This is a genomic window from Pseudomonadota bacterium (genome assembly GCA_018823135.1).
In the GTDB taxonomy this organism is placed as follows: Bacteria; Desulfobacterota; Desulfobulbia; order Desulfobulbales; family CALZHT01; genus JAHJJF01.
The window spans coordinates 26578-50945 of the sequence record JAHJJF010000043.1 but is presented as its reverse complement, the minus strand read 5'-3'; the positions used below and the strand labels follow the sequence as shown (position 1 = coordinate 50945).

Sequence of the window (24368 nt, the reverse complement as noted above, 5' to 3'; positions counted from 1 at the left end):
TTCCCAATTTGAGGTGGGGGTATTTTACAAAAAAGAAGGTTCAAAGCTCAAATTAACAAAGAATGGCCAGGTTGTAATCAAATGTTTTGCTCCCCCAGATCTGTGTCGTTTTTTGAAATATCCGATCAGGTGTTTTTCGGGGATGCACAGCAGGAAGATTTTGTTTCAGGTATGCCGAGTTTTTTTAGGATGATGCCCATGGGGCAGAATTTTGTAAAGCCGAATTGGAGAAGATTTGCACCAACAAACGCTGTGAAAAAATACCAGTAGGGATGGACCCAGGTGCCAAGGGCCAGGCTTATGAGAATAAATGATCCGGCAATAGAATGGATCCAGTCGTTAACAATCATGTTGAGCTCCTTTAAAGTCAGTAAATAGTGATGAGTGACGAGTAAACGGTAAAGAGTATAGGGAGTTGTGCTTAAAAACTCAGGCGGGTCCCGGCATAGATATTGGTGTTGTCCTCAAACTGTCCCCAGAAGGTATGATCGTTTTTTCCCCGGAACAGGTTGCCACCGGCTTCGATTGACCAGTTATCGTTAAGCTTATAATTTGCTTTGGGGCGAATATAGGCATCCTCGTCAGATGGGGAAAAGTAGGTGAAAACCGATAAGCGCAGATTCTGGTTCATCAGCAGTTTGGTGAGGCGCAGGGTGATTAAATGGCGGTATTCATCTTTTTTCCGGGCACCGGCCGGCATGCTGCTTTCATATTGCGCGTAATCCTCCATGTACTCGAGATAATACTGCAAGCCACCGGAAAAGTTTCTGGCAATCTCCCTTTCATAGCCGGCAAGAAAACGGATTTCACTGTTGCGGATCAACGGGTCGTCGCCGCCGGGGTCCTGTCGTGAATCGTAATAGCCGATTTCGGTATTGCCGATTCCGCCCAATATGGCTTTCCTGGCGCTTGCACCGTAGACGGAAAGGCGCGGATAGATGAGTTCCATGGCAAGGGGATCAACGCCCTCAGGAGTATTCCAGAAGCCGTTGTAGAAATAAAGGGCAAGTTCGGTGCCATTGAGGTTTTTCGAGAGCCGCAGGGCATATTCGCTGTCCCGGGAAAAGTGGTTTCTTTCCTGGTCGGTAAAGATGAAGTCGCGTCCGGCAATTCTGCTCTGCATCGAGTTCCAGTAAGAAATGCGCGATCCATCGATATATTTAGAGCCGTTAAAGACCGGAACATAAACCAAGTCAAGGTTGAAGGCGTCAAGAAACAGGCTGGTTTTGATCGCATCACTGGGCGCTTTAAGATACTCGTCATCCCGGCCGATGAAGAAGGACTCCCAGTCTTTTGGGAAAAGGTCATTGATAAACAGCAGGTCGCCGGTTCCCCAGGTAAGCACCTGACGTCCTGCCTTGATATCCACTGTATCAAAGGGAGAGGAGACAACATTGAGTTCCCGGAGTTCAGCAGTCAGCTCTTCGGTTACAAGATCGCCCAGAATATCGCCTTTCAATTTCAGGGTTCCCCATGTGGCATTTTTCCCGAAATCCAGCTGCAGACGCGTTTCGGCGATTGATGCATCCTTTTCATCGACAGTGTTGTCTATTCTGCCGCCGGCCCGGGCCTCGATAAAACCATTGAAATCTATCTGATATTTATCAGACAGATAGTCCTGTGCCGTTGACACGCCCATCGCGAATACCGGCAAGGGCATGAAGAATAAAAGGGCAGTCAGGACTACTAATGTGTTTTGGCGATAATACATGATCCGTTATCTCACTTCTCTGGGCGCGCGCCGGAGATAGCGTTCCGTGAAGATGTTGTCGGCCAGGCCGATATCATATTGTATTTTGGTGAACTCCGTAACCGTGTTCCCGCCTGAATTCAGATCCTGCACCCGTGAAGAAAGAACCGTGGGGAGACCCTGAATAGTATCGGTTTTGAGCGCTTCAACGGTGCGGTATTTTTTGTTGTTGCTGTCAAAGTATTCGGCTTTCATCGGCAGAAAAGTTTTTTTATCTATCCAGACGGTATAAGAACTGAATTCTACGCTTTTCAGATCTTTGGGGATATTTTTAAGAACATATGAGGAGTCTGTGGTTTCGATGAGTTCGTGGTTGTCTTCGGTTGCCGATCGCCCGGATACATCTTCGTATAAAAAATGGGAGCCGACAAAACTGGTTCGCTTGTCCGCGGCAGCAATGCGTTTTACCAGGTCGAGGGCCGGTAGATACAACCAGCGGTCGTCGTCCTTGTCTATATGTTTGTGGACCATGAAGACCATTTTCCGGACATCGCTGGGTTTCTGGAAATAGACATAGAATTGCTGGTCGCCGCCATCTGCGACATCTCGTCTGAGGATGACGAATTCGCGGTTTCTAATTCTTCCCTGGGAGTCGGTAATCGTCATTGATACTTCCGAACGTCCGTCATTCCCGGCGTAATATGCGGCAAGGTTTGCTCTGTTGACGATTTCATCAACAGAAAGGGCTTGTTCTGCAAATCCCTGGGAGGATAACAGGGCTGCTGAAAGGATAATTCCCAGTATTATAGCGGCTATCTTTTTCATGATTAAACTCCTCTAACGTTTTCAAGAAAATCGGTGATCGCGGAGATCTTCGTGGTTAAATTTTGTCACTTGTTACTTTTTTTAAACAGCCAGGGTTCAAATGTCGCCACCAGAGCGGGCAGGATGATCATCGTGGCAACACCGGACACCGCCATTATGCTGGCCAGGAAAACCCCAACGGTTTGGTATGGAACCAGCGGCGCCGCAAGGAGCGGGGTGAAACCGATGGCGATGACGATTACATTCCTGGTGATCGCCCGGGCAGGTTCTTCAAACATCTCCTCGATTGCAGCTTTCCATGAGCCGGTTTTTTTATAAACCATCCTTGATCGTTCAAGGAAATGGATTGCAAAGTCAACCGCCAGCCCCAGAGTAAGCGACGAAAGCACCGCAACCGGCATGTCATAGTCTTTTCCAATAATGCCGATAATTCCGTAAATAAACGCGATGGTGACGGAAAGCGGAACCATGGCAAGCAGGCCCCAGAGCGGGGAACGGAAAAGAAAAGCCATCATTATGAAGACCACGACAAAGCTGCTCATAAATGACTTCAGCATGCCATTGACCATTTTATCCTGCCATACGACGTTCAGGTATGTGAGTCCGGCCCATTGATATTCGATTTCCATGGGAGGAGGATTTTCTTTAAAAAAAACGTCCATTTTGATGATAACTTTTTCCATGTCCTGATTGTCGCCGCTTTTAAGCTGTACCCAGATATTTGCCTTTGTATAATCAGGGGTGACAAGATGCCAGAGATCGTCGGGTTTGTGGCTGTTCTGAAAAGAGATCAAACTCTGGGCAACGGCATTGCTGGTGTCAGGGATACGATAATATTCCGGATTTGCTTCGTATAATTCCTGGTAAACCTTTTTGACCACATCGGCGACAGAGTTGCTTTTGCCCACAGCGCCTGATTCCACGAGCGATGCTTGCAGTTTTTCGATATAACGCAGCATTTCCGGTTGTTTGAAAATCTGGCCACGGTTTTTTACCTGTGCAACTGAGTCAAGAATATTCCCCCAGACCTCGTAGTCGGCGTCATTTGCAGCATTCATTTTTTCTTCGAAATTCCCGGTCAGTTTCCTGAACAATTCTTCGGGGGTTCCGCTGGTTTTTTGCATCTCATCAAGGGATAAAGCGGCGTCTTCCCTGATCGGACTGTTTTCGCCGCCAGGAATGACGTTGTTAATTTGTTCGTTTATGAGTGCCGCTGTTTCTGAAACACTCATGTCTCTTCCTTGGCCGGTAAGCACCAGATAGGCCTCATAGGTGCCGCCGAAATGATGGTTGAGGACCTTGTCTGCTACGCGGATGGGGTGGTCTTTTTTGAACCATTTTACCGGGTTGTCATTGATGTTTATTTTGGTGATTCCCCAGGCGGCAACGATAAGAATCATCAATGTGGCGGCCAAGATAAGTTTGGATTGATTATAGGTGAGTTTGCCGAGCCAGCGCAGGTGTCTTGACAGAAACCCGCTATGGACGTTTTTATTGCCATGCACGGCTGCGCCAAATCCGGAAAGGCTTTCCTCCTTCAGCATCATTATGTATGCCGGAACAAAAATAATCGTTAACAGCCATGCGAGCATGATTCCGAAAGCGACAAAAATGCCGAATACCTGCACCGGCGGAATCGGGGTAAGGGCAAGGGACAAAAAACCTGCCGCAGAGGTGAGGGAAGTATAGAACATGGGCATGAACAGTTGGTCCATGACATGTTCAAGAGTTTTTCGCCGGTCCCCGATTGACGGATATCTGTCAAAAAATTCCGAAAGTATATGGATACTGTCAACAACAGCAATGGGCATCAGGAAAATAGGGATCATGGAACTCATGATATGAAGCGTGTTTCCCGCGCCGATTAATAGCCCCATGGTTGCAATTACCGAGACCATGGCGATGATCAGCGGAGAAATGATCATGTTGATTTTTTTGAAGAAAATAAACATGAGGATAAAGATGGCAAGCATGGCCAGGGGCGCGGATACCGCCATCTGGATAAACATTTCAACTCCAAAGGTGTCTTCGGCAACAGGAAGACCGGTAATGTAAAATTTATCGCCGTTCGAGGTGTCTAATGTTCTAATATTATCAAGGAGCAGGGTTCGAAGTTCATAGGCAAAATCTTTTGCAGTAATCGGCAGATATATACAGAGAGCCTTGCCGTCTTCAGAGACCAGAGTGCCTTTGAGTAAAGGATTGGACATCGCATTGTCTCTGATTGCAAGGGCGCCTTCGCGAGAGGTCGGGGCTTCTTTCATCAGCCATTCGAAGCGGACCTGGCCCATCCCTGCCTGCTCAATGTTGTCGACGGTTCCCGGAGCAATGACATTTTGGGTGACAACCCTTTTTTGCGGATCTTTTTCAGAAGAAAGGTTCAGTGAATATTCCGTCAGGCTCTGGATGTTTTTCAGGGTGGCCGGGTTGAATACCCCGTCAGGATGTTCTTCGTTGACAATACCGACAACCACTACATCATGGAGAGAGAATTCCTGTTTGACTTTGTTGTGAAAGACGCGGACCGCTTCCTCTTTGGAAAGCATGTTTTCCGGGTCGGTGTCAACATGCACTGTGCTGATTAAAGATCCCAGAAGCAAGGTTGCCAGGATCATTATGACGGTGACCGTTTTCGGCCTTTTCATTGAAAAACCGATGAATTTTGAGGGAGCCATTTTTATTCTCTCCAGTGAGAACAGTTGTTTTAGTTTTATCTGTTGAAAAGCATGAGATGAGAGTTGGAGATCAGGGGAAAGGCCGGATTAGATCCGGACATATTTAAGCATTGATAAAAAGATGGAGCCCGGTCAAGTTTTTTTACAATAACTGTTTTTTATAAATGTCCAGCAGTATCCCATCTTTGCACAATCAGGCAGGATCCGCCGCTCGGCATATAGGCTTCTGGAGCAATGTTGAGCTGTTGCAGCCTGAAGTTTGATGTAATTTTGAGTCCATACTGAGTGGTTACGTTTTTTTACTCATGGCAAAACAATTCCCGCATGTTTTTTATGAGTTTGAGGACCCGTTTATCAGCAATGCGGTTATAAATGAAATTAGCATCTTTTCTGAAGTCGATGACCCCTTGATGTCTGAGAATTGTAAGGTGTTGCGAAACATTGGCTTTGGTTGTTTTTACTTCAGCCCTGATATCTCCAACTGTAAGTTCCTTGTCCTCCAGAAGACAAAGAATTTTTAATCTGATCGGGTGGGACATGGTTTTTAAAAGAGCGGCAACAGCGTCAACATCCTCAGATTTCATGATATTCCCTCGTGGTAGTTTAGAGATTAACTTAATACTTAATTTACTCTTGTCAATATATTTTTTCTGTTTTAGCCTTATCGGTTTGTTGCGTTATGTTGTTCGTATTCTGCCGCTTCATTTTTGGCCAAAGTCCACTGACACCGGGATCTGTTCCAGATTTGTTGTGACGAGCCGCTTTAAGGCGCTTCCCTGATTTACGGCAATTTCCAGATAGCCCCTGCTGCCGATAAGCGCAATGATTTCTCCGGATGATTTGGCAGCGTAGTATTTTGAAATTCCGCAAACAGTGGCGCTGCCGATTGATACGGATGCGCGTTGAAGTTGTTCGTCGTTATGTGGTTTTAGATCGTCTCGATGAATATTGGTTATCAGGTTCCCGAAATGATCGGAATGAATGATGTTGCCCGATAATGAATTGCTGTGGCTATCAAAAAAGACTGCAGGAAGAGATATAACCGTTGGTTCGGATAGCGGAATTTCTTTTCCGAGCTTTTCGGGAGCCAGTCCCGATGCGAGAGCGGCAGCCACCGGCGCAAAAATGTCCCTTCCATGAAAAGTACCGCTTATAGGGTGAAGGAAAAGTTCGCTGTTGGTCACCTCAAAGGCTTTTTCACAGACGCCTTTTTTAAGAATACAGGTCAGTACACCATTATCTGGTGCTAAAAAAAACTGCCGGTGGGCGCATAGTAGAATAATTTTTCTGGCTGATCCCACACCTGGGTCAACGATCACCACATGAAGTGTGCCCGCAGAAAAAAAAGGAAAAGCCGCTTCAATACAATATGCCGCCTGTAAAATATTATATGGATTAATCGTATGGCACAGGTCGACGATGGACACTTCGGGGCGGCGTGATAAAATAATACCTTTAACGATGCCCACATATTCGTCATGCAGTCCGAAGTCAGTCGTCAGTGTTATGATATTATTGTCAATTTCGCCTGGCATTTCTTTGTATGTCCAAAAAGTGGATTGTACCCGAAACCTTCATTTCAGGAAGCGATGATATCTGCCCAAATTCTCTCTATTTGATTTTCTTGTAAATTCTAGTTGTAAATATGGTAAAAACGATGTTATCCAAATGAGTTATTGCATTAAGCGTAATCAACCTTTTGCTTAATTACCCCCGGAAGACCACTTCGTCAAGGGCCAATTAGAAAGAAAGCAAAGTTTTAAGAAAATATTTGTATTTTGGGAGTATTGCCTGATAGAATTTTTTATCTTGCAAATACTGTTCTGAAACTGGTAAACATATAATAACTAGTAATTATTCTCAGTAAGAGGAAGTCACATGATTGACATGCAAAAAATGCGAATGACAAAGCAGAGGCAGCTGATTCTTGAGGAATTGCAGAAGGTTACCAGTCATCCAACCGCGGATGAGATTTATCATATGGTTCGCAGGAAAATGCCCAAAATAAGCCTCGGAACTGTTTATCGTAATCTTGAAATTTTATCATCCTGCGGGGTAATCTGGAAAGTATCGGTGGGAGGCACCCAGAAACGGTTTGACGGGAATATTAATCCCCACTCTCATGTTCGGTGCGGAAGCTGCGGCAGGGTTGACGATGTGCATATCAAACCAGAAAAGAGTGTCAATCTCCAGGCGCAACTACTTACTGATTACAAAATCATTGGACACCATGTGGAATTTTTGGGCATCTGCCCTCAGTGCAACCACTCAGGTAAAGAAAAAATGTCCTGATTGCCAATTAGTAGTCACCTGATCAGATTTTTATAGAAATGGTTGATTCCGCAGGTCAGGGTCCAAAGGTATATTGCATAGCTTCATTCCGGGTAATGACTAGGTGTGGATGAGTTCCTTTCAGACCTGTTCTCTCATTCTATTTTTAATTGTAATAAAATATTTTTTTCAATAAATTCGATTACTATTTGTCGTATTTTGGTATTTCTATATAAGAAATTTATGATATCAGGAGGTTTTTAAATGGGAAGATTATCTGGAACGAAGACAGAAAAAAATATTCTAACTGCCTTTGCCGGGGAGTCTCAAGCGCGGAATCGTTATACATATTTCGCTTCCAAGGCAAAAAAAGAGGAATTTGTTCAAATAGCCAATCTCTTTGAGCGCACCGCAAATCAGGAAAAGGAGCATGCAAAACGATTGTTTAAGTTTCTCGAGGGCGGCGAAGTTGAAATAACCGCAAGTTTTCCTGCAGGTGTAGTAGGAGCCACTTTTGACAATCTTGAAGAGGCCGCCGCAGGAGAAAAGTATGAGCATAGCGAAATGTATCCCGGTTTTGCCAGGATTGCCCGGGAAGAGGGGCTTGATGAAATTGCCGAGGCATTTGAGGCTATTGCTAAAGCGGAAAAGCAACATGAGAAGCAGTACAGGGCCTTGGCTGCGAATATAAAGGCAGAGCGAGTCTTTAAGCGGGATAAAAAGGTACGTTGGCAATGCGGGAATTGCGGATATGTCCATGAAGGTGAAGAGGCCCTGGATAAATGTCCCGCCTGTCTCCACGCCAAGGCTCATTTTGAACTTCTTGGTGAAAATTACTGATGGATGAAAGGTGATCATTATCCCCGTCGTTCTGCGGCGGGGTCTAAATTAATATGAATTTAATGAGCACGGAGGTGAATCATGGCTGAAAAACTAGGTGTTTATAAATGTGAGCTGTGCGGCAATATAGTCGAGGTTCTACATGCAGGCGCAGGGGACCTCGTCTGTTGCGGTCAGCCCATGACGTTGCAGAAAGAAAATACGGTTGATGCCGCAAAAGAAAAACATGTGCCGGTAATAGAGAAAATTGCCGGTGGGTATAAAGTTAAACTGGGTGAAGTGCCCCATCCGATGACTGCTGAGCACTATATTGAATGGATTGAACTGATTGCCGGCGGAAAAGCATATGTCCAATTCCTTAATCCAGGTGATCAACCTGAAGCGATGTTTATGGTAAATGACGCCCAGGTTGCAGCCAGGGCTTACTGTAATTTGCACGGACACTGGAAGGCATAACTATGTTGAGCAAAACTATTGAAAAAGCGCTGAACAACCAGATCAACGCAGAGATGTACTCATCGTATCTGTATCTTTCAATGAGTGCGTACTTTGCTTCTATTTCGCTTTCTGGAAGTTCGAGCTGGATGAAGATGCAGGCCCAGGAAGAGATGTTCCATGCCATGAAGATGTATGATTTCGTCAATGAAAGGGGAGGCAGGGTCTTGCTTGCCGCCATAGATCAACCACCCGCCCAATGGAAGTCGGTTGTTGATGTTTTCAAAAATGTTCTCAGTCATGAGCAGAAAGTGACCGGGCTTATTAATGGTCTGGTCAATATGGCCCTTGATGAACGGGATCATGCAACAAATATTTTCCTGCAATGGTTTGTTTCCGAACAGGTTGAGGAAGAAGCTACGGCAGGGGACGTTTTAAACAAGGCAAAGCTTGTTGAAAAAGACGCAAGCGGCCTGTTTGTTCTTGATAAGGAACTCGGCCAGCGGGTGTTTGCACTGCCGGTAAAGGCATAATCCTGACGGAGTCGTGACAGGTCGCTCTATTTCGTCGTTACAGTGTTGCGGGGTCTGGGTTTGCAAAAGGCTCGGCATGCTTATAATGGATGCCACCGCTTTCGCGAAGCGACTCCTCAGAGTATTCAGGTCCGCGCTTCCCTGTATGTAAATTTTTCGAAGACTGCGCTATCTAATGAGCCAGCCTAAGACTTTGCGATTGATTTTTTGCGAGTCTATCAAGCCTGAAAATTCCAGGAGGGTGTTTAGGGAAAATAAATGTCTTCTTAGGATACTGTAGATTGGCGGGGTCCACTGGTGAATTTTCCGGGATGAGATACAAACCATTTACATAAAAAAACCGTCGAGCCCGAATGAGGCCGGCGGTTTTTTTATGTAAAATAACTGCTGCCAGGAGGAAAAATCCCGACAAATAACCAGAAGGATCAGGATGTTGTTTTGTCTTCGGTCTTCTGTTCTCGGTCTTTTGTCACTGGGCGTTCCTTTTTGATTATTCTGATTTCCTCTTCTGACGGTTTTATGTCGGGATCCCCTTGAATGGAAATACGGACGTTGTTCTTTTTTTCCAGTTCCTGGATTTCGTCGCGTTTATTGTCTAACAGGTATTGGGCGGCTTCAAGAGGCAGGCGGCATTTGATCCGCTCTACTCTTTTGCGGGAAGCGCTGGTCTGAATTCTCCGGAGATAAACCAGCGCCAGGGTTTCTACGGACCGGACCATGCCCCGCCCCTGACAATGCTCACATACCCGGTAGCTGCCCCGCTGGACCGGGGAGGCCATTTTTTGCCGTGAAATCTGCAAAAGTCCGAACTTGGAAATCCGGCTTATATCCACTTTGGCCTTGTCCCGTTTCATGCAGGTTTTGACTTGTTTTTCCACCTCTCGTATGTGGCGGGTATTGCGCATGTCGATGAAATCAACGACAATGAGGCCACCGAGATCCCTGAGTCGTAACTGTCTGGCCAGTTCCTCCGCCGCTTCCATATTGGCAATAAAAATACTTTCTTCAAAGCTTTTATCCTTACCTGTCCGGCCGGAGTTTACGTCTATTGCCACCAACGCCTCGGTGGGACTGATAACAATTGAGCCACCGGAAGGCAATTGGACTGTTGGCTGGTAAATCTGCTCGATCTGTTTTTCAACATCAAAGTGGGAAAAAATCGGCCTGGAATCTTTGTGCAGGCGAGCCTTGGTCCGTTTCTGCTTTGCGGGCAGCAGGTCAAGGAAGCGAACAACTTTCTGATAGGCTTCTTCATTGTCCACCAGGATTTCGTCAATATCCGGGGTGAAATAATCACGCAAGAATCGCGATATGATATCCTGCTCTTTGTAAATTAATGAAGGAGAGGGCGCGTCCTGACCTTTTTGTTTGATCTCATTCCAGAGATTGAGCAGGTATTTCATGTCCTGGGACAGGGATGTCTTGGTGATGTCCTTACTGGCGGTTCTGACGATATAGCCGATACCTTCAGGGCGCTTGACGCTGTTGATCATGCTTCTGAGCGTTGCACGCTCGGCCTCATCGTCGATTTTTCGCGAGATTCCGGCGCTGTCGCTTCCCGGCATCAAAACCAGATAACGCCCCGGCAAAGAAAGGTAGGTGGTCATGTTGGCGCCTTTATTGCCGGTAGCCTCTTTGACGACCTCGACAAGCACTTCCTGGCCTTTACTGATTGCATCTTTGATGTTGAGCTGTTTCCAGTTGGCGCCCGGTTTGATTTCAGGATTATAGTATTCCGGGTGAATATCGCTGAACGGCAGAAAGCCGTTTTTCTCTTCTCCTATATCAACAAAAGCCGCCTGCAGATTGGCCTCAACCGCTACAATTTTTCCCTTATAGATATTGCCCTTGGTTTGTGTATGGACAACGGTTTCAACCTGAAAGGATTCGACCTTGCCATCCTCAAGAAGGGCAATGCGGCATTCTTCGGGCTCATCCGTATTGATCAGCAGTGTATATTTCGATGTTGACTCATTTACTTCAACGGTTTCCTTTGCTGCACTGGCAGAAGGTTTCGTGATTTCTCTTTTTTGGGGCTTCCTTGCAGGAGTCGGTCCGGATCTTTTTCTAGGTGGGCGGCCAGTGCGTTGGTACTTTTTGTTCCGCTTTTCAGGGTCTTTATTTGTTCCTTCCGGTTGGTCCTGGACCTGTGGAGCATCCTCGAGATGCACTGTTTGTAAATCAGTCTTTTTTTTCTTGGGGGTAAACCATTGTCCGATTCTGGAAAGCAGTGAGCCTGCATTTTCCTCTTCAGAGGTCTGTTGATTCTTGTTGTCAGTTTGTGGTTTGGTAGTATTCGTTGTCATTATGATTAGTTTTCGTTATGGATGATTTTTTTAATAGTAGTTTCAGGTGGTTATCGGTTGATTTAATGTCCAGGTTGAGTGCCTGGCTTATTTCCTTTGCCGTGCAAGGTCTTCTTTTAATTAAATCAACTATATCTTTTTCAGTTACGTTTATGGAATTATTCTCATGTCCGGAGTTGAATGATGCGATTATTTCCACCGGTCCCGAAAGCTGATCTTTAATTCGGATCATTTCAGCATTGCTTAAGGAAACAGCAAATTTTTCCAGGGGCGGTCTTGCAACAGTATTCAGCTGAATTCGGTCCGGTGAAATGCTTTGGAGGATTTTGTTGAGCGCGACAATATCCTCATTTCTATCGTTTACTCCTTTAACCAACAATATTTCAAGCCATATTTTTCCTTTGAACTCCTTTGCGAAAACTTCGAGACCGGTGATTATCCGCTCAAGGTCAGTGCCGGAAACCGGGCGGTTTATTTTCCTGAAACTGTCGGGTAGTACTGCATCCAGGGAAGGAATAACGATATCCGCCAGGAGAAGGGAATCTCTTACCTCTTTCCTGTGCAACAGGGAGCCATTGGTTATCACAACTACTGGTTTGTCAGTGTTGGTTTTGAGATAGGAGATTATTGCCTCAAGTCCCGAGTGCAGGGTCGGTTCTCCTGAAGCAGTGAGGGTGAAAACATCGATTGATTCAAGCTTTTTGCCGTCTGCAAGAATAGCATCGATTTCAGCAAGGATTTCCTTGACCGGTGCATATTCCTTGCGTTTATCGGTGAAAAGGGAATTTGGGCCGACCTCACAATATATGCAATCAAAATTGCAGGTTTTTGTCTGAAAAAGATCAATTCCAAGGGATCGGCCGAGCCGTCTTGAGTTGACAGGTCCAAAAATATATTTCATTTATTAAAAAGTTGTTATTGGATTGTTTAGGTTGATACACTGATGCGGTTTGCATGGCAGGATCAATGTTAATTAAAGAATATCAATCTGTTGTAATAAAAATTCTAAGGGGGGCAGCTCATTGTTAAACTGATTGTCACCCCTAATAATTTCAATAAGTTAGAAGCGTTTTAGTTCTCCGCAGTGTGTTTTTCGGATGCCGGCAATTTTGCCTTGACACTCATCCATGAGAAGCGTAGATTCTTCATTCTACAATAAAATGCTGGAATTTACTCGATTTTATTGTTTACCTTAACATATTGGAATAAAAAAGAAATTGATGTGTTAAGCGTTGGGTGTTTCCGACCGCATTCCGGAGAAAATGAACATCAACTGCGCGTGCATTCCCGTAGCTTCTTGCTACGGGGGCAATGAGCGAGTCCGACAATAGTTAAGTATAGTTAGGTTAAGTGTTCAATTGCCACGTGGCGTGGAGTCCTTGCTGTCCTGCCGCGAGGCGCTTCAATGTAATTAATAGACTCCTTGCAATAGGAGCAGTTCAGTTGCCCTGAGACAGGATAGAGAAACGAGCCCGAAGTATTCGTTTCACCCCGCTTATCTGCGAGATGTCGAAGAGACCATTTATGGACAGGCACTAACTAATAATCACTCAATTCATAAATTACAAACAGGATAGAAAAAATGCGCAGTGATGCAATGAAAAAAGGATTGGAAAGGGCACCTCATCGTTCTCTCTTTAAAGCCATGGGATATACCAATGAGGAAATCAGCCGCCCATTGATCGGTATCGGGCATGCACATAATGAAATAATTCCCGGCCATATCCACCTTGATAAAATAGTCGATGCGGTCAAGGCGGGAGTTCTCCTGGCAGGCGGGACTCCGGTTGCATTCGGGACAATAGGGGTTTGTGATGGCATTGCGATGAATCATTCAGGAATGAAATATTCCCTGGCCAGTCGTGAGATAGTTGCGGATTCAGTAGAAATCATGGCCCGTGCGCATCCTTTTGACGCCATGGTGCTGGTGCCCAATTGCGACAAGGTGGTTCCGGGGATGCTCATGGCAATGCTGCGGGTGAACATCCCGGCAGTCATGGTCAGTGGCGGCCCGATGCTCACCGGCCGTTTTCAGGGCAAAGATGTTCATCTGGTCAGTGTCTTTGAGGGAGTCGGCAAGGTGAAAGCCAACACCATGACAGAAGAAGAACTCAATGAGCTTGAGGATTGCGCCTGTCCCGGATGCGGTTCATGTGCCGGTATGTTTACGGCAAATTCCATGAACTGCCTCACTGAGGCCCTTGGTTTGGGATTGCCCGGTAACGGCACAATACCTGCGGTGTCAGCCGCGCGCATCAGGCTAGCCAAGCAGGCGGGCATGGCAATAATGAATTTGCTCTCGGAAAACATCTGCCCACGGGATATTGCAACGTTGGCGGCCTTTGAAAATGCCATGGCGGTTGATATGGCACTGGGTTGTTCGACGAATACGGTCCTCCATGTCCCGGCCATTGCAGCGGAAGCGGATGTGGATCTTTCTCTGGAGATGTTCAATCAGGTCAGCCGAAAAACACCGCATCTCTGCAGCTTGATTCCCGGCGGGCCTCACAGTCTCCAGCAACTGGACGAGGCGGGTGGTGTTCAGGCGGTCATGAAGGAGTTGCTCAACACTGAGGCTGGTTTGAACACCGATGTTATGACCGCAACCGGCAAAACTTTAAAAGAAAATCTGGCCAAGGCTTCAGTTCGTGACCAGAATGTCATTAAGCCTGTGGCGTTTCCTTATCATAAGGTAGGTGGGATCGGCGTACTGTACGGCAATCTGGCACCGGACGGCGCGGTTGTCAAGCAGTCGGCGGTGGCGGAGGAGATGCTTAAGCACACCGGGCCGGCAAGGGTTTTTAATTCTGAGGACGAGGCCCAGGCGGCGATTCTTGGCAACAAGATTAATCCCGGCGATGTGGTGATTATCCGATATTGCGGACCTAAAGGCGGTCCGGGCATGCCGGAAATGCTGTCTCCCACCTCGGCGATAATCGGCATGGGGCTTGGTAAGAGTGTGGCGCTGCTCACCGACGGCAGGTTCAGCGGCGGGACGCAAGGGGCCTGTATCGGCCACGTCTCACCGGAAGCGGCAGAAGCCGGCCCCATTGGTCTTGTCCATGAAGGGGACAGAATAATTATTGATATTCCAGGCAACATCCTGACCCTTGATGTGTCTCCTGAAGAGCTTGAAAAAAGAAAAGCTTCATGGAAACCGCTGCCTCCGAAGATAACCAGCGGTTATGTGGCACGTTACGCAAGGCAAGTGACTTCAGGAAGTACCGGGGCGAGATTGAAGTAAATTACCCGTGGCTCTGCTGGACCGGAAGTTACACCATACTACGATAGGCTCAGACTCCCAACTGGGTTGAGGGATTTAAGAGAGTATAAATCAAAGGCTTGTGCGCAAATATTTTGAGCTTTATTTCACCCTTACATCTGATTGAGAATCCGCTTCACTCCTGTTTCCTGATAATGCGGCGCGTTATTTTCGTGAGTTTTGTATTTCTCATGCCTTCATATGCGATTGCAGGAGAAATACTCCCAGAACCATGGCAGCTTGAAGCGGATCGGATTACAAGTGTCCAGGAATCGGAAGAGGTAATTGCCGAAGGAAATGTTATCTTCAGCCGTGAAGAACAGCCCGGAGTCAAGGCGATCACCATTAAAGCCGACAAAATTTTCTATAATAAAAAAACGAGTACCATTGATGCCATCGGCAATATTTCCATTCTTTCTCCAGAGGAAACCATCTATTCCGACAAAGCCAGGCTCAATCTTGATACGCAGACCGGGGTGCTCAATAGAATTTCACTGTATATCAAAGAGCAGAATCTGTATTTTACCGGTGAGTCGGTAAAAAAAGAGGGAGAACTGACCTATTCGTTCAAGGACGGCTGGGTCAGCGCCTGCGATACCCCGCCCGGTGGCACTGCTCCCTGGTGTATCAGAAGTAAGGAGGCGCGGGTGACCATGGACGATTTTGCCGTTTTGAAGCACGCCACTTTCCGGATCAAGGATTGGCCCATAGCGTATACCCCCTACCTCATTTTCCCGGTAAAGACCAAGCGCGAGAGCGGGTTTCTTTTCCCGGAAATATTGCATTCCAATAGAGACGGCTCCGGGTTTATGGCGCCTTATTTTATCGATATATCGCCAAGCATGGATATAACTCTGTATCCAGGATATTTGAGTAAAAGGGGTGTTGCCTCGGCTGTAGAGTTTCGTTATGTGGCTGATTCCTATTCCAGAGGAACTTTTGCGATAAATTACCTGGAGGACGAAACCACTGATTATCAAAAGGATCCTGCTGATCCTAATGATAGCAATATTGATTATCGTAGTGACGGCAAGTTCAGGGATCTTCATGATCGCTATTGGGTCCGAGGGAAAATTGACCAGAATCTGGCAAAGGATTTAATATTGAGATTTGATCTCGATCTCGTTTCTGATTGGGATTATCTGATAGAATATCGTGAAGGAATGACCGGCTACAGCAAGAGCAATGCCGATTTTGTCAAAGGGTTTAATCGAGGCTTTCAGGAAGAAAGTATTCCTTTGCGGGAGTCAACGGTGGAGTTGTCAAAATCCTGGAATTCCACGGTGCTTGGCGGTGAAATGCGTGCCGTGGATGATGCCCGGAGCGACAAATCCTTGTCTGAGCCGGTGCACACCCTGCCGCGGCTGATATTCAATAATCATCCCATTTTTACTTTCCTGCCTGTCAGCCTCGACTGGGATACCGAATATGTCTATTATTGGCGCGAAGAGGATTATGGCTACCAACGGCTTGACACCCATCCGCGGCTCAGTATTCCTGTGCCCCTGGGAAGTCTTGTTGAAGGCAAGATGTCTGCTGGGGTACGTGAGACCCTTTATTTAATAGAAAACAACGGGGAAAGCGCTGATCCCTGGGAGGAAGGTGACAGTAAAAACCGGACGATTGTGGATTTTGACATAAACGCCGCAACAGTTCTGACTAAAGATTACGAGATGGATATTGGTTCACTGCGCTTCGTAAATCATACATTCCGGCCGAATATTCAATACAGCTATATTAATTCCAGAACACAAAAGGAGCTGCCGAATCTCGACAGCTTTGACAGGATTTCACTGGCAAACGGCCTTACCTATGAATTAAATAATTATTTCAGTGTCGGTAGTATTCTCGATGAAGGTATCTTCTCCGAACGCTACATCGGTAAACTGAAAATAAGCCAGACCTATGACATTGCCGAGGCCAGGCGACAACTCAAAACCAACTCCAACGATGAACGCCGGCCTTTTTCAGATATCCTTCTTGATCTCAACATCCAGCCGTTGAACAGGCTCTCCCTTGAGTACCATACGGCCTGGGATATTTATGAAGACCGGATTGAAAGATACCAGTTCAAGGGAGCCTATACCGACACCAGGGGCGATAATCTCACTTTTGACTATAATTATGTGCCCGGCACCGCAAGGGATCTGACCGGCACATTGACTGTCAAGGTGACTCAGGATCTGCAAATCAAAGGTGACACGACACGATCATTGCTCTATGACCGGACGGTGAGTGAAAAAATCGGGCTTATATACGCGCCTCATTGCTGGCAGGTGGAAATTAATTTTTCCAAGACCTCGGATGATCAGCGGATTATATTTCTGTTCACACTCTCAGGATTCGGCAAAGCCTTTGAATGGGGCAAGGATAATTTGTAACCTGCATTTCTCACCAACATTTGGTAAAGAATGGATAACCGACAGGAATTAAATAATGGCCGCGGTTCAACAGCATTACGATGTTTTCAACGGGGACGCAGACGGAATCTGCGCCTTGCACCAGCTCAGACTTGATGATCCCAAGCCGGCGCAATTGATAACCGGGGTAAAACGGGACATTAAGCTCCTCAGGCATTTAGTCGGGGTGCAAAACGCCGTGTTAACGGTTTTTGATATTTCACTGGACAGCAACCGTGAATATCTCGATGATCTTCTTGAGACCTGCACGATAAACTATTATGATCATCATTATGCAGGACAAATACCAGATTCAGGCAATCTCATATCACATATTGATCCAGGCGCCGATGTCTGCACATCGATGATTGTTGACCGGCGGTTAAAGGGTAAACACAGAGGTTGGGCAGTTGCTGCTGCATTTGGGGACAATCTCCATGAAAGTGCAGCGGCTCTGGCTCAGGGATTCTGTTCGGAAGAGCAGCTGGCAGTTTTAAGAGAAATAGGGGAATTAATGAATTACAACGGGTATGGCTCATCCATGGAGGATCTGCATTTTACCCCGATTGAACTTTATGAGGCGTTGAAACCCTATGAGGACCCTCTTGAGTTTTATGATAAATCCCAGGTTTTTGCCGTGCTTCGCGACGGGTTTCATGGAGACATGCGGTCGGCTCGAAGTCATGATCCGATTCATGTGAGTCTTGGTGGCAGGGTTTTTCGTTTTCCATGCGAGTCCTGGGCCAGGAGAACTGCCGGGGTCTTCAGTAATGAAAAGGCGCGGGAAAAGCCGGACCTCGCCCATGCCTTGATAGTTGACAATCCGGACGGCACCTTTCTGATTAGTGTCAGAGCCCCTTTGCAAAACAAGCAGGGTGCTGATATCCTTTGCCGGGCATTTCCGACTGGTGGCGGGCGTTCTGCAGCGGCGGGGCTCAATGCATTACCCCCTGAAATGCTGGGCGATTTCATACACTCATTTGATGAGGTTTTTGCAGGATGAAAAAGCACTGTAACAGTTGGAAATGGTTTGCGGCTCTTCTCTGGTTTGTTTTTTTTACGCCGGATTTTTCATCTGCTGAACCCGGGGCGGCACCCCTTGCTGCGGATCTTGTTGAAGATGGGCAGTTAATTGACCTTGCCACCCCGAGATATAAAGGTGTCTTTAAGGAACTTAGGCTTCGCCATAATTTTTCACAGGAAGAAATTGATCGTATTTTCAAAGGAGTGACGATTCGAAAACGGGTTCTGGAATTGATGGACACCCAGTGGGAAGCCAAGCCCTATTATGAGTATTACCCTCGCTTTATTACCAGGGATGTGATTAAGGAAGGAAGGAATAATCTTGAAAAATATCGGTTGCTCCTTGACCGGGTTGAGGAAAAGTTTGGTGTAGAACGTGAAATCGTTATTGCCATCTGGGGTATTGAAACGCGTTACGGCAAATATGAAGGGGCTTTCAACCTGTTTAGAACCTTGAACACAATGTTTGATGCCTATCCCAGAAGAAGGGATTTTTATCGGAAACAGCTTGTCGAATTTCTGCTGCTTTGCAGAGAAAATGGGGTTGAACCCCAGTCGGTAACAAGTTCCTATGGCGGCGCATTCGGCCAGACGCAGTTTATCCCTTCGAGTTTCAGGGCCTATGCCGTTGATTTTGACGGAGACAACAAGAGAGACGTCTGGAATTCAATCCCCGATATTCTGGCAAGCATTGCAAATTATCTGAAGAATTTTGATTGGACCTACGGAGCGCCGATTTATGGGGAGATCGGCACTTTACTCAAGGAACAGAAACTTGAAGACGCCTATAAGAATGGCAGGAAGGGGCTTATGGCGCTTGAGGATGTTGCAAAAGCCCAGGGTCTCGATTTGCCGGCTTCTCCGGACAATAAAGCGGTCAGTATTGTCGGCCTTGAACTTGAAAATGGCGCGATGCGCTATGTGGTCGGTTATCCTAATTTTCAGGCCATTACAAAATGGAACAATTCCAATCGTTACGCCATGGCAGTGACGGAACTTGCCGCGAACTATAAAAAGTAATGCGACGTGTTGTCCATCAAGCGTTTTATAAAAAGGCAGGATAGGCTGGAAATGTGAGGTTTTCAGCTTCTTTCAAAGACCGGACGGACTAATTTTTATGCAGGCACTGGGGATGGTTCGATTCGCAACACTTGTAACCCTGCTCTTCATTTTTTTCTCCCAGTTAAATCCGGCAGAAGTAAGGGCCCAGGGTTTTTCGCAGGGGAAAAATCACAGGCTCCTGAATTTTTCCGACGATTATACTCCGCAATCTTTGCACGAAGCCCTGTCTTCAAGTTTGCAGTATCTGGCGTGCATTCCTGAAGACAGGGAGTATAAAGTCTGTGGTAGTATTGTTCGCGCCGGAGATATTGCCGACTCCCTGAAATTTTTTGAACAACTCCTTCAAGAACATCACTCACCTGCAGAATTCAATCGTCTGGTTCAGGAAAATTTTCAGATATGCCAGGCCGAAAGCACCGAGAAAGCAGAGGAAATTCTGGTGACCGGCTATTTTGAACCGGTTTATCGGGGGAGCCTTGAACGGAAACACCCCTATTTTTACCCCTTATATGAGCAACCCCTGGACCTGATTAAAAAGGATGGGGGTGAAGGAATAAAATCCTGCCGTATGGAGAACGGTAAGGATGTTCCGTATTGGACACGCGCCGAAATCGAGGAGGGGCAACTGCTTGCTGGTCGGGAATTGGTCTATCTCGCTGACCCGGTTGAAGCATTCATCCTTCATGTCCAGGGGTCCGGAACTATCCGGTTTGAAAATGGTACAACCCGCCGGATTCATTATGCGGCAAAAAACGGCAGGGAGTACAGCAGTATCGGCAGACTCCTGGTTGACGAGGGCCGGATGGAACTGGAGCAGGTGAATCTTCCTTCGATCATTGCCTACCTTAAGGAACATCCTGAACAAAGAAAGCGCATTCTGTATCACAACGAATCGTATATTTTTTTCAGATGGGGGGAATCCGGCCCCAGGGGGGTATTGGATGAAGAGCTTACTCCGGAAAGGTCGGTTGCCCTTGACCAGGCCTACTTTCCACCCGGGATGTTGGGTTATCTGGTCACGGAAAAACCCGTTACCGATAAAGCGGGAAATGTGGTCAGCTGGCTGCCGATGAAACGTTTCGTACTCAATCATGATACCGGGTCGGCAATAAAGGGCCCGGGGAGGCTGGATTTTTTCTGGGGCCGGGGAGATTATGCGGAAACTGCTGCGGGGATGATGAAACACCCGGGCAGGTTCTATGTTCTCCTGCAAAAGAAATAGTTGCCAGGTATTGCCGGTTGATTGTAGAATTCATACACAATGCCATAAGTCCGATCCATCTTGACGGGCTGCGTCACTCATTGCGGTGGCCTGCTCACAGCGCGGCAAGGCTGCTCCGCCGGCCTCCTCGTTCGTTCCTTGCCTGATCAAGCGCCTCGAACTTATGTCGCTATGTATAAAATCGAAGCCGGGCCCGTTTCGCGGCCGGCAAATCTAACATGACCTATGCTGTTTGAGAGAAAAGCGGCTTAGCCGGGGGGCGATACATGAAACAACCTGAGATCGATTATTGGATAGCTTCAATGCTGGAGTCACACGGCAATGTTTCAGATCTGAATATTACCGTGGGCATGCCGTTGCAGGTGGAGTCGGCCGGAGAACTCAAGCCGGTTCGAGTGAAACCTGATGTCAAGACCCTGACCCCTTTTCAGGCTGAAACTTTTGCCCTGAATCTGCTCAGCGGTAATCAGCGTTTACTGGACGATCTCGCCTCCACCGGCTCCTGTGACATGTCCTACTGGTTGGGCGATAAGGCCCGGTTCAGGGTCAATATTTTTTCTCAAAAGAACAATTTGTCAACGGTTTTGCGAAAACTTGAAACAACCATTCCGACTATTGATAAGCTGAATCTGCCGCCGGTCTTCAATAAAATGGCTGAGGAATTAAATGGCATGGTCCTGGTTACCGGTGCCACCGGTTCCGGTAAATCAACCACCCTTGCCGCACTTCTTCACAAAATCGGCGATGAAAAGCCGGTTCATATTGTAACCCTTGAAGACCCCATTGAGTACGTACATCCTCATAGCGTCGCAACTTTTAATCAACGAGAACTGGGCAATGATTTTGACGCGTTCGCTTCAGGATTGCGTGCCGCTTTAAGGCAGGCGCCAAAAGTTATTCTGGTGGGTGAGATGCGTGACCGTGAAACCATGGAGATCGGCCTTTCCGCTGCTGAAACCGGCCATCTGGTTTTCAGCACCTTGCATACTATTGAGGCGGGCCAGACCATCAACCGCGTTATTGGTATGTTTGACAAGGAAGAGCATGATCAGGTACGCAGCCGGCTTCAGGAGACTCTGCGCTGGGTGGTCTGTCAGCGATTGTTGCCAAAGATCGGTGGTGGCCGTGTCGGGGCTTTTGAAGTAATGGGTATGAATCTGCGGATTCAGGAAGTTATCATAAATGGCGAGTCAGAAGGCAAGACTTATTATGAAATTATCGAAAGCGGCGCCACGCAGGGGATGATGACCTTTGATCAGCATATTCTTCATCTGTTTGAGGAAGGACTGGTTACCGAGGAAGTGGCAATGAATTACTGTTCCAGAAGAAGCGCGCTCGGTCGTGGCCTTGATCAGATCAAGGCGGCCAGAGGCGAGGCAACCAGTCATATTACCGGGTTGAAGATGGATCAGAAAGAAGATGAGAGGAAGTCCGGCTTCTGAACCGCGAAGAATGAGATGTGATGTGCCCTGCATGTGCAAGATGTATAAAAGAAGCCTTAACGGGATTATAAGATGAGGAAGAATAATGCGCCATTCGTCGTTGCCTGTCATTTGGATTAAGAGGAGGAATAGATGATTTCTCAATGCCCGCATTGTAATCAGTCTTTAAACCTTAAACCCGCACAGATTGAGAAGGTTGAAAACGCTCTCGACCGCCTTCAGTCCGGATCACTCAAGCTGAATTGTCCCCATTGCAATAAGTCCATGGAACTGGGAAAGGACGGATCCCTTGCCGGCTCAGGCGGAACGAAACAAAAAATCAAGGGAGCAGTCAGTAAACTGTCGCCGCCGGCCCCTCCTGATCTAAAATGGCTTGCCTCCACCACCACTGTGGGGGAGGGTGATGAGATTAAGGATATTCCCATGGCCCTGTTTCTGATGAAGGAGGGTGATCTCAGGGATTCGGTGGCCGGGAGTTTTATTGAATTGTTTTATCAGCCGGTTTATGCCGAGACAGCGGAACAGGCCATGGGCAAAATGCGCTTTGTTAATTTTTCCGCGGTTATTCTCCATTCCGGGTTTGAAGGCGGTTCCCTTGAAAATTCGGTTTTTCACAAATATATGAAAAACATGGCCATGTCACGCCGCCGTTATATTTATTATGTTCTTGTCGGACCGGATTTCCACACCCTGTATGATCTCGAAGCCCTGGCAAACAGCGCCAACCTCGTTGTCAATGAGAAAGAGGTGGATTATCTTAAAACCATCGTCAAGAAAGGTCAGGCGGATTATGAGGCATTATTCGGTTCCTGGCTTGCAGCCCTTAAGGGGCACGGCAATAAATGATCGGAGGCTACACGAACATTTAATAGCCTTGCAATAACGTGTTCCAAAAGCCAATTTGTCCGGAACGACTAAGGGCTATTTACTTCCGAAATTTCACACCCGGAGGGGGTGCTGATCAAGGCGAATATACAGCGCTTCAAAGCAATCAGCCTATTTTTTGTAAGAGTGTTTCTTTGAATTTTTTTTATTTGCTCTTCAGCCTGTTTAGCTCGTGAAATATCCAGGCGTGCTGGATTCAGCGCATAGAGCTTTTGAGCAACGAGGAGCCAAATTTTGCTGGTTTTGTAACCTGAATATGATTTATCAAAAAAGCATCTTCAAAAAACTTTGTTTCATTTGTTGCAGCGTAGCTTTTTTACTTCTGTCGTGCGCCTGCGGCCAAAACCCACCCCGTCTGCATGAATCAGGTATCAACCGAGATTTTTCCTTTGCCGAGGATATTTCTTTTGCGGATTACATTGCCAAAACCCGGGAGATGATAACCCTGGCGCGGCAGGATTTTGATATTCACCCGAAGCAGACGGTGGTGGAGGCCAACAGCCCGTTTCAGTTGGCGCCGGACAGCCTTAAATTTCCTAAACAGCAAAATGGCAAATATCAAAAGGGCATTCTGCTCATTCACGGACTTTCCGATTCCCCCTATCACTTGAAATCCCTGGCCGGTCATTTCAGGAGCAAAGGGTTTTTTGTTCGAGGGATTTTGCTGCCCGGTCATGGCACTGTCCCCGCTGATCTCCTGCATGTCAGTTACCAGGACTGGATTAAGGCTACCGAATACGGCATGAATCGTTTGCGGATGCAGGCTTCAGAAGTTTACATCGGTGGTTTTTCAACTGGCGGTGCCTTAGGGGTGCATTATGCCTTGGAGCACCAGGACGTTAAGGGCCTGTTTCTTTTTGCTCCCGCCCTGGGAATCAGAAGTAAATTTGCCAAACTCGCCGGGATTGTCAATTTATTCAAGAGCTGGCTTGATATCCATGCCGATGCTGATTATGCGAAGTATGAGTCTTTTGCAACCAATGCCGGGGTGCAGATCAATGCGTTGATCAAGGATATTGATGCCAAGGCTGAAGACAGGGAGGGGCTCTTGAGGAGCATGCCGGTATTCATGGCTTTGAGTGCCGAGGATTTTACGATTGATCCTGATAAGGCGCTGGGGTTTATCAGGAAACAGGCAGTCAATAACCGGATTGTTCTATTCACTGCAAAAGATGGAACATCGCCTGATTTGGCAGAGAATATTCATAGATTAAACAGCTATCTGCCCCAGGAGAAAATCATCGACTTTTCACACCTGGCAGTGATTATTTCTCCTGATGACCCCCATTACGGCAGAAACGGCGATTATAAAAATTGTCTGCATTATAAAGGGGATAAAGAGAAACAAACAACCTGCCAGACCGGCAATGACATCTGGTACGGCGAACGAAGTCCGGAAAATCTTGACAGGTATCTCCTGCGCCGCCTCACCTTCAACCCGCTTTATTCTGAAATGATCAAAGACCTGGACCGTTTTATTGATTCCATTGAGTAGGTG

Annotated in this window: 20 protein-coding genes; 12 read left to right on the top strand and 8 right to left on the bottom strand. The window is 46.9% G+C overall.

The genetic code is table 11. The annotated features are described in order from the left end of the window. Positions 1-125 precede the first annotated feature (125 nt). From KKE17_04010 to KKE17_03985, 6 genes are all read right to left on the bottom strand, one after another. Positions 126-350: a DUF2892 domain-containing protein gene (locus tag KKE17_04010; GenBank protein MBU1709150.1), complete on the bottom strand. Its 225-nt coding sequence runs from the start codon at positions 348-350 to the stop codon at positions 126-128. A 71-nt stretch (positions 351-421) separates the two neighbouring features. Next, complete coding sequence (locus tag KKE17_04005; protein ID MBU1709149.1) at positions 422-1711, bottom strand: hypothetical protein; 1290 nt, start codon at positions 1709-1711, stop codon at positions 422-424. A 6-nt stretch (positions 1712-1717) separates the two neighbouring features. Next, complete coding sequence (locus KKE17_04000) at positions 1718-2515, bottom strand: outer membrane lipoprotein-sorting protein (protein ID MBU1709148.1); 798 nt, start codon at positions 2513-2515, stop codon at positions 1718-1720. 65 nt (positions 2516-2580) lie between these two features. Further along, positions 2581-5190, bottom strand: coding sequence for an MMPL family transporter (locus tag KKE17_03995; GenBank protein ID MBU1709147.1), 2610 nt, complete (start codon positions 5188-5190; stop codon positions 2581-2583). 299 nt (positions 5191-5489) lie between these two features. After that, on the bottom strand, positions 5490-5774 hold the full coding sequence (locus KKE17_03990; protein ID MBU1709146.1) for a metalloregulator ArsR/SmtB family transcription factor: 285 nt from the start codon (positions 5772-5774) through the stop codon (positions 5490-5492). Positions 5775-5891: 117 nt separating this feature from the next. Beyond that, positions 5892-6725: an SAM-dependent chlorinase/fluorinase gene (locus KKE17_03985; protein ID MBU1709145.1), complete on the bottom strand. Its 834-nt coding sequence runs from the start codon at positions 6723-6725 to the stop codon at positions 5892-5894. A gap of 343 nt (positions 6726-7068) precedes the next feature. Here KKE17_03985 and KKE17_03980 point away from each other — a divergent pair, with 343 nt between their 5' ends. The 4 genes from KKE17_03980 (at position 7069) to KKE17_03965 (ending at position 9269) form a co-directional block, all read left to right on the top strand. Beyond that, the gene (locus tag KKE17_03980) at positions 7069-7482 is read left to right on the top strand and encodes a transcriptional repressor (protein ID MBU1709144.1); all 414 of its coding nucleotides are present in this window, start codon (positions 7069-7071) and stop codon (positions 7480-7482) included. 243 nt (positions 7483-7725) lie between these two features. Next, a complete protein-coding gene (locus KKE17_03975) occupies positions 7726-8301 on the top strand; it encodes a rubrerythrin family protein (protein ID MBU1709143.1) in 576 nt (191 codons plus the stop codon). An 81-nt stretch (positions 8302-8382) separates the two neighbouring features. Then, positions 8383-8757 (top strand): desulfoferrodoxin, encoded by a 375-nt coding sequence (locus tag KKE17_03970; GenBank protein ID MBU1709142.1) that lies wholly within the window; start codon positions 8383-8385, stop codon positions 8755-8757. Between the two features lie 2 nt (positions 8758-8759). Continuing rightward, positions 8760-9269, top strand: coding sequence for a ferritin (locus KKE17_03965; protein ID MBU1709141.1), 510 nt, complete (start codon positions 8760-8762; stop codon positions 9267-9269). A 425-nt stretch (positions 9270-9694) separates the two neighbouring features. Here KKE17_03965 and KKE17_03960 read toward each other — a convergent pair whose 3' ends face one another. Together KKE17_03960 and KKE17_03955 are read right to left on the bottom strand one after the other, a co-directional pair. Next, positions 9695-11575, bottom strand: coding sequence for an Rne/Rng family ribonuclease (locus KKE17_03960; GenBank protein MBU1709140.1), 1881 nt, complete (start codon positions 11573-11575; stop codon positions 9695-9697). Continuing rightward, complete coding sequence (locus KKE17_03955) at positions 11544-12476, bottom strand: radical SAM protein (protein MBU1709139.1); 933 nt, start codon at positions 12474-12476, stop codon at positions 11544-11546. The genes KKE17_03960 and KKE17_03955 overlap by 32 nt, the downstream gene beginning before the upstream one ends. A 681-nt stretch (positions 12477-13157) precedes the next feature. Between KKE17_03955 and ilvD the strand changes: the two genes are divergently transcribed. The 8 genes from ilvD to KKE17_03915 all read left to right on the top strand — a co-directional run bounded on the left by ilvD (position 13158) and on the right by KKE17_03915 (position 24365). Beyond that, entirely contained in the window at positions 13158-14819 is a 1662-nt protein-coding gene (gene ilvD, locus KKE17_03950) for a dihydroxy-acid dehydratase (protein MBU1709138.1), read from the top strand. A gap of 191 nt (positions 14820-15010) precedes the next feature. Beyond that, the gene (gene lptD, locus KKE17_03945) at positions 15011-17218 is read left to right on the top strand and encodes an LPS assembly protein LptD (protein ID MBU1709137.1); all 2208 of its coding nucleotides are present in this window, start codon (positions 15011-15013) and stop codon (positions 17216-17218) included. A 55-nt stretch (positions 17219-17273) separates the two neighbouring features. Beyond that, the gene (locus KKE17_03940; protein ID MBU1709136.1) at positions 17274-18239 is read left to right on the top strand and encodes an acetyltransferase; all 966 of its coding nucleotides are present in this window, start codon (positions 17274-17276) and stop codon (positions 18237-18239) included. Beyond that, complete coding sequence (locus KKE17_03935) at positions 18236-19279, top strand: lytic murein transglycosylase (protein MBU1709135.1); 1044 nt, start codon at positions 18236-18238, stop codon at positions 19277-19279. Before KKE17_03940 ends, KKE17_03935 begins: the two co-directional genes overlap by 4 nt. A gap of 112 nt (positions 19280-19391) precedes the next feature. After that, the gene (locus tag KKE17_03930; GenBank protein ID MBU1709134.1) at positions 19392-20543 is read left to right on the top strand and encodes an MltA domain-containing protein; all 1152 of its coding nucleotides are present in this window, start codon (positions 19392-19394) and stop codon (positions 20541-20543) included. A gap of 266 nt (positions 20544-20809) precedes the next feature. Further along, positions 20810-21985, top strand: a complete 1176-nt coding sequence (locus KKE17_03925; protein MBU1709133.1) for a PilT/PilU family type 4a pilus ATPase — start codon at positions 20810-20812, stop codon at positions 21983-21985. A 132-nt stretch (positions 21986-22117) separates the two neighbouring features. Next, complete coding sequence (locus tag KKE17_03920) at positions 22118-22831, top strand: hypothetical protein (GenBank protein MBU1709132.1); 714 nt, start codon at positions 22118-22120, stop codon at positions 22829-22831. 295 nt (positions 22832-23126) lie between these two features. Beyond that, on the top strand, positions 23127-24365 hold the full coding sequence (locus tag KKE17_03915; GenBank protein MBU1709131.1) for an alpha/beta fold hydrolase: 1239 nt from the start codon (positions 23127-23129) through the stop codon (positions 24363-24365). Positions 24366-24368: the final 3 nt, after the last annotated feature.

What these genes read in the sequence shown, in the direction of transcription:
- KKE17_04010 (MBU1709150.1), bottom strand. Translation starts at nt 350, where the DNA reads ATGATTGTTAACGACTGGATCCATTCTATTGCCGGATCATTTATTCTC.
- KKE17_04005 (MBU1709149.1), bottom strand. Translation starts at nt 1,711, where the DNA reads ATGTATTATCGCCAAAACACATTAGTAGTCCTGACTGCCCTTTTATTC.
- KKE17_04000 (MBU1709148.1), bottom strand. Translation starts at nt 2,515, where the DNA reads ATGAAAAAGATAGCCGCTATAATACTGGGAATTATCCTTTCAGCAGCC.
- KKE17_03995 (MBU1709147.1), bottom strand. Translation starts at nt 5,190, where the DNA reads ATGGCTCCCTCAAAATTCATCGGTTTTTCAATGAAAAGGCCGAAAACG.
- KKE17_03990 (MBU1709146.1), bottom strand. Translation starts at nt 5,774, where the DNA reads ATGAAATCTGAGGATGTTGACGCTGTTGCCGCTCTTTTAAAAACCATG.
- KKE17_03985 (MBU1709145.1), bottom strand. Translation starts at nt 6,725, where the DNA reads ATGCCAGGCGAAATTGACAATAATATCATAACACTGACGACTGACTTC.
- KKE17_03980 (MBU1709144.1), top strand. Translation starts at nt 7,069, where the DNA reads ATGATTGACATGCAAAAAATGCGAATGACAAAGCAGAGGCAGCTGATT.
- KKE17_03975 (MBU1709143.1), top strand. Translation starts at nt 7,726, where the DNA reads ATGGGAAGATTATCTGGAACGAAGACAGAAAAAAATATTCTAACTGCC.
- KKE17_03970 (MBU1709142.1), top strand. Translation starts at nt 8,383, where the DNA reads ATGGCTGAAAAACTAGGTGTTTATAAATGTGAGCTGTGCGGCAATATA.
- KKE17_03965 (MBU1709141.1), top strand. Translation starts at nt 8,760, where the DNA reads ATGTTGAGCAAAACTATTGAAAAAGCGCTGAACAACCAGATCAACGCA.
- KKE17_03960 (MBU1709140.1), bottom strand. Translation starts at nt 11,575, where the DNA reads ATGACAACGAATACTACCAAACCACAAACTGACAACAAGAATCAACAG.
- KKE17_03955 (MBU1709139.1), bottom strand. Translation starts at nt 12,476, where the DNA reads ATGAAATATATTTTTGGACCTGTCAACTCAAGACGGCTCGGCCGATCC.
- ilvD (MBU1709138.1), top strand. Translation starts at nt 13,158, where the DNA reads ATGCGCAGTGATGCAATGAAAAAAGGATTGGAAAGGGCACCTCATCGT.
- KKE17_03940 (MBU1709136.1), top strand. Translation starts at nt 17,274, where the DNA reads ATGGCCGCGGTTCAACAGCATTACGATGTTTTCAACGGGGACGCAGAC.
- KKE17_03935 (MBU1709135.1), top strand. Translation starts at nt 18,236, where the DNA reads ATGAAAAAGCACTGTAACAGTTGGAAATGGTTTGCGGCTCTTCTCTGG.
- KKE17_03930 (MBU1709134.1), top strand. Translation starts at nt 19,392, where the DNA reads ATGGTTCGATTCGCAACACTTGTAACCCTGCTCTTCATTTTTTTCTCC.
- KKE17_03925 (MBU1709133.1), top strand. Translation starts at nt 20,810, where the DNA reads ATGAAACAACCTGAGATCGATTATTGGATAGCTTCAATGCTGGAGTCA.
- KKE17_03920 (MBU1709132.1), top strand. Translation starts at nt 22,118, where the DNA reads ATGATTTCTCAATGCCCGCATTGTAATCAGTCTTTAAACCTTAAACCC.
- KKE17_03915 (MBU1709131.1), top strand. Translation starts at nt 23,127, where the DNA reads ATGATTTATCAAAAAAGCATCTTCAAAAAACTTTGTTTCATTTGTTGC.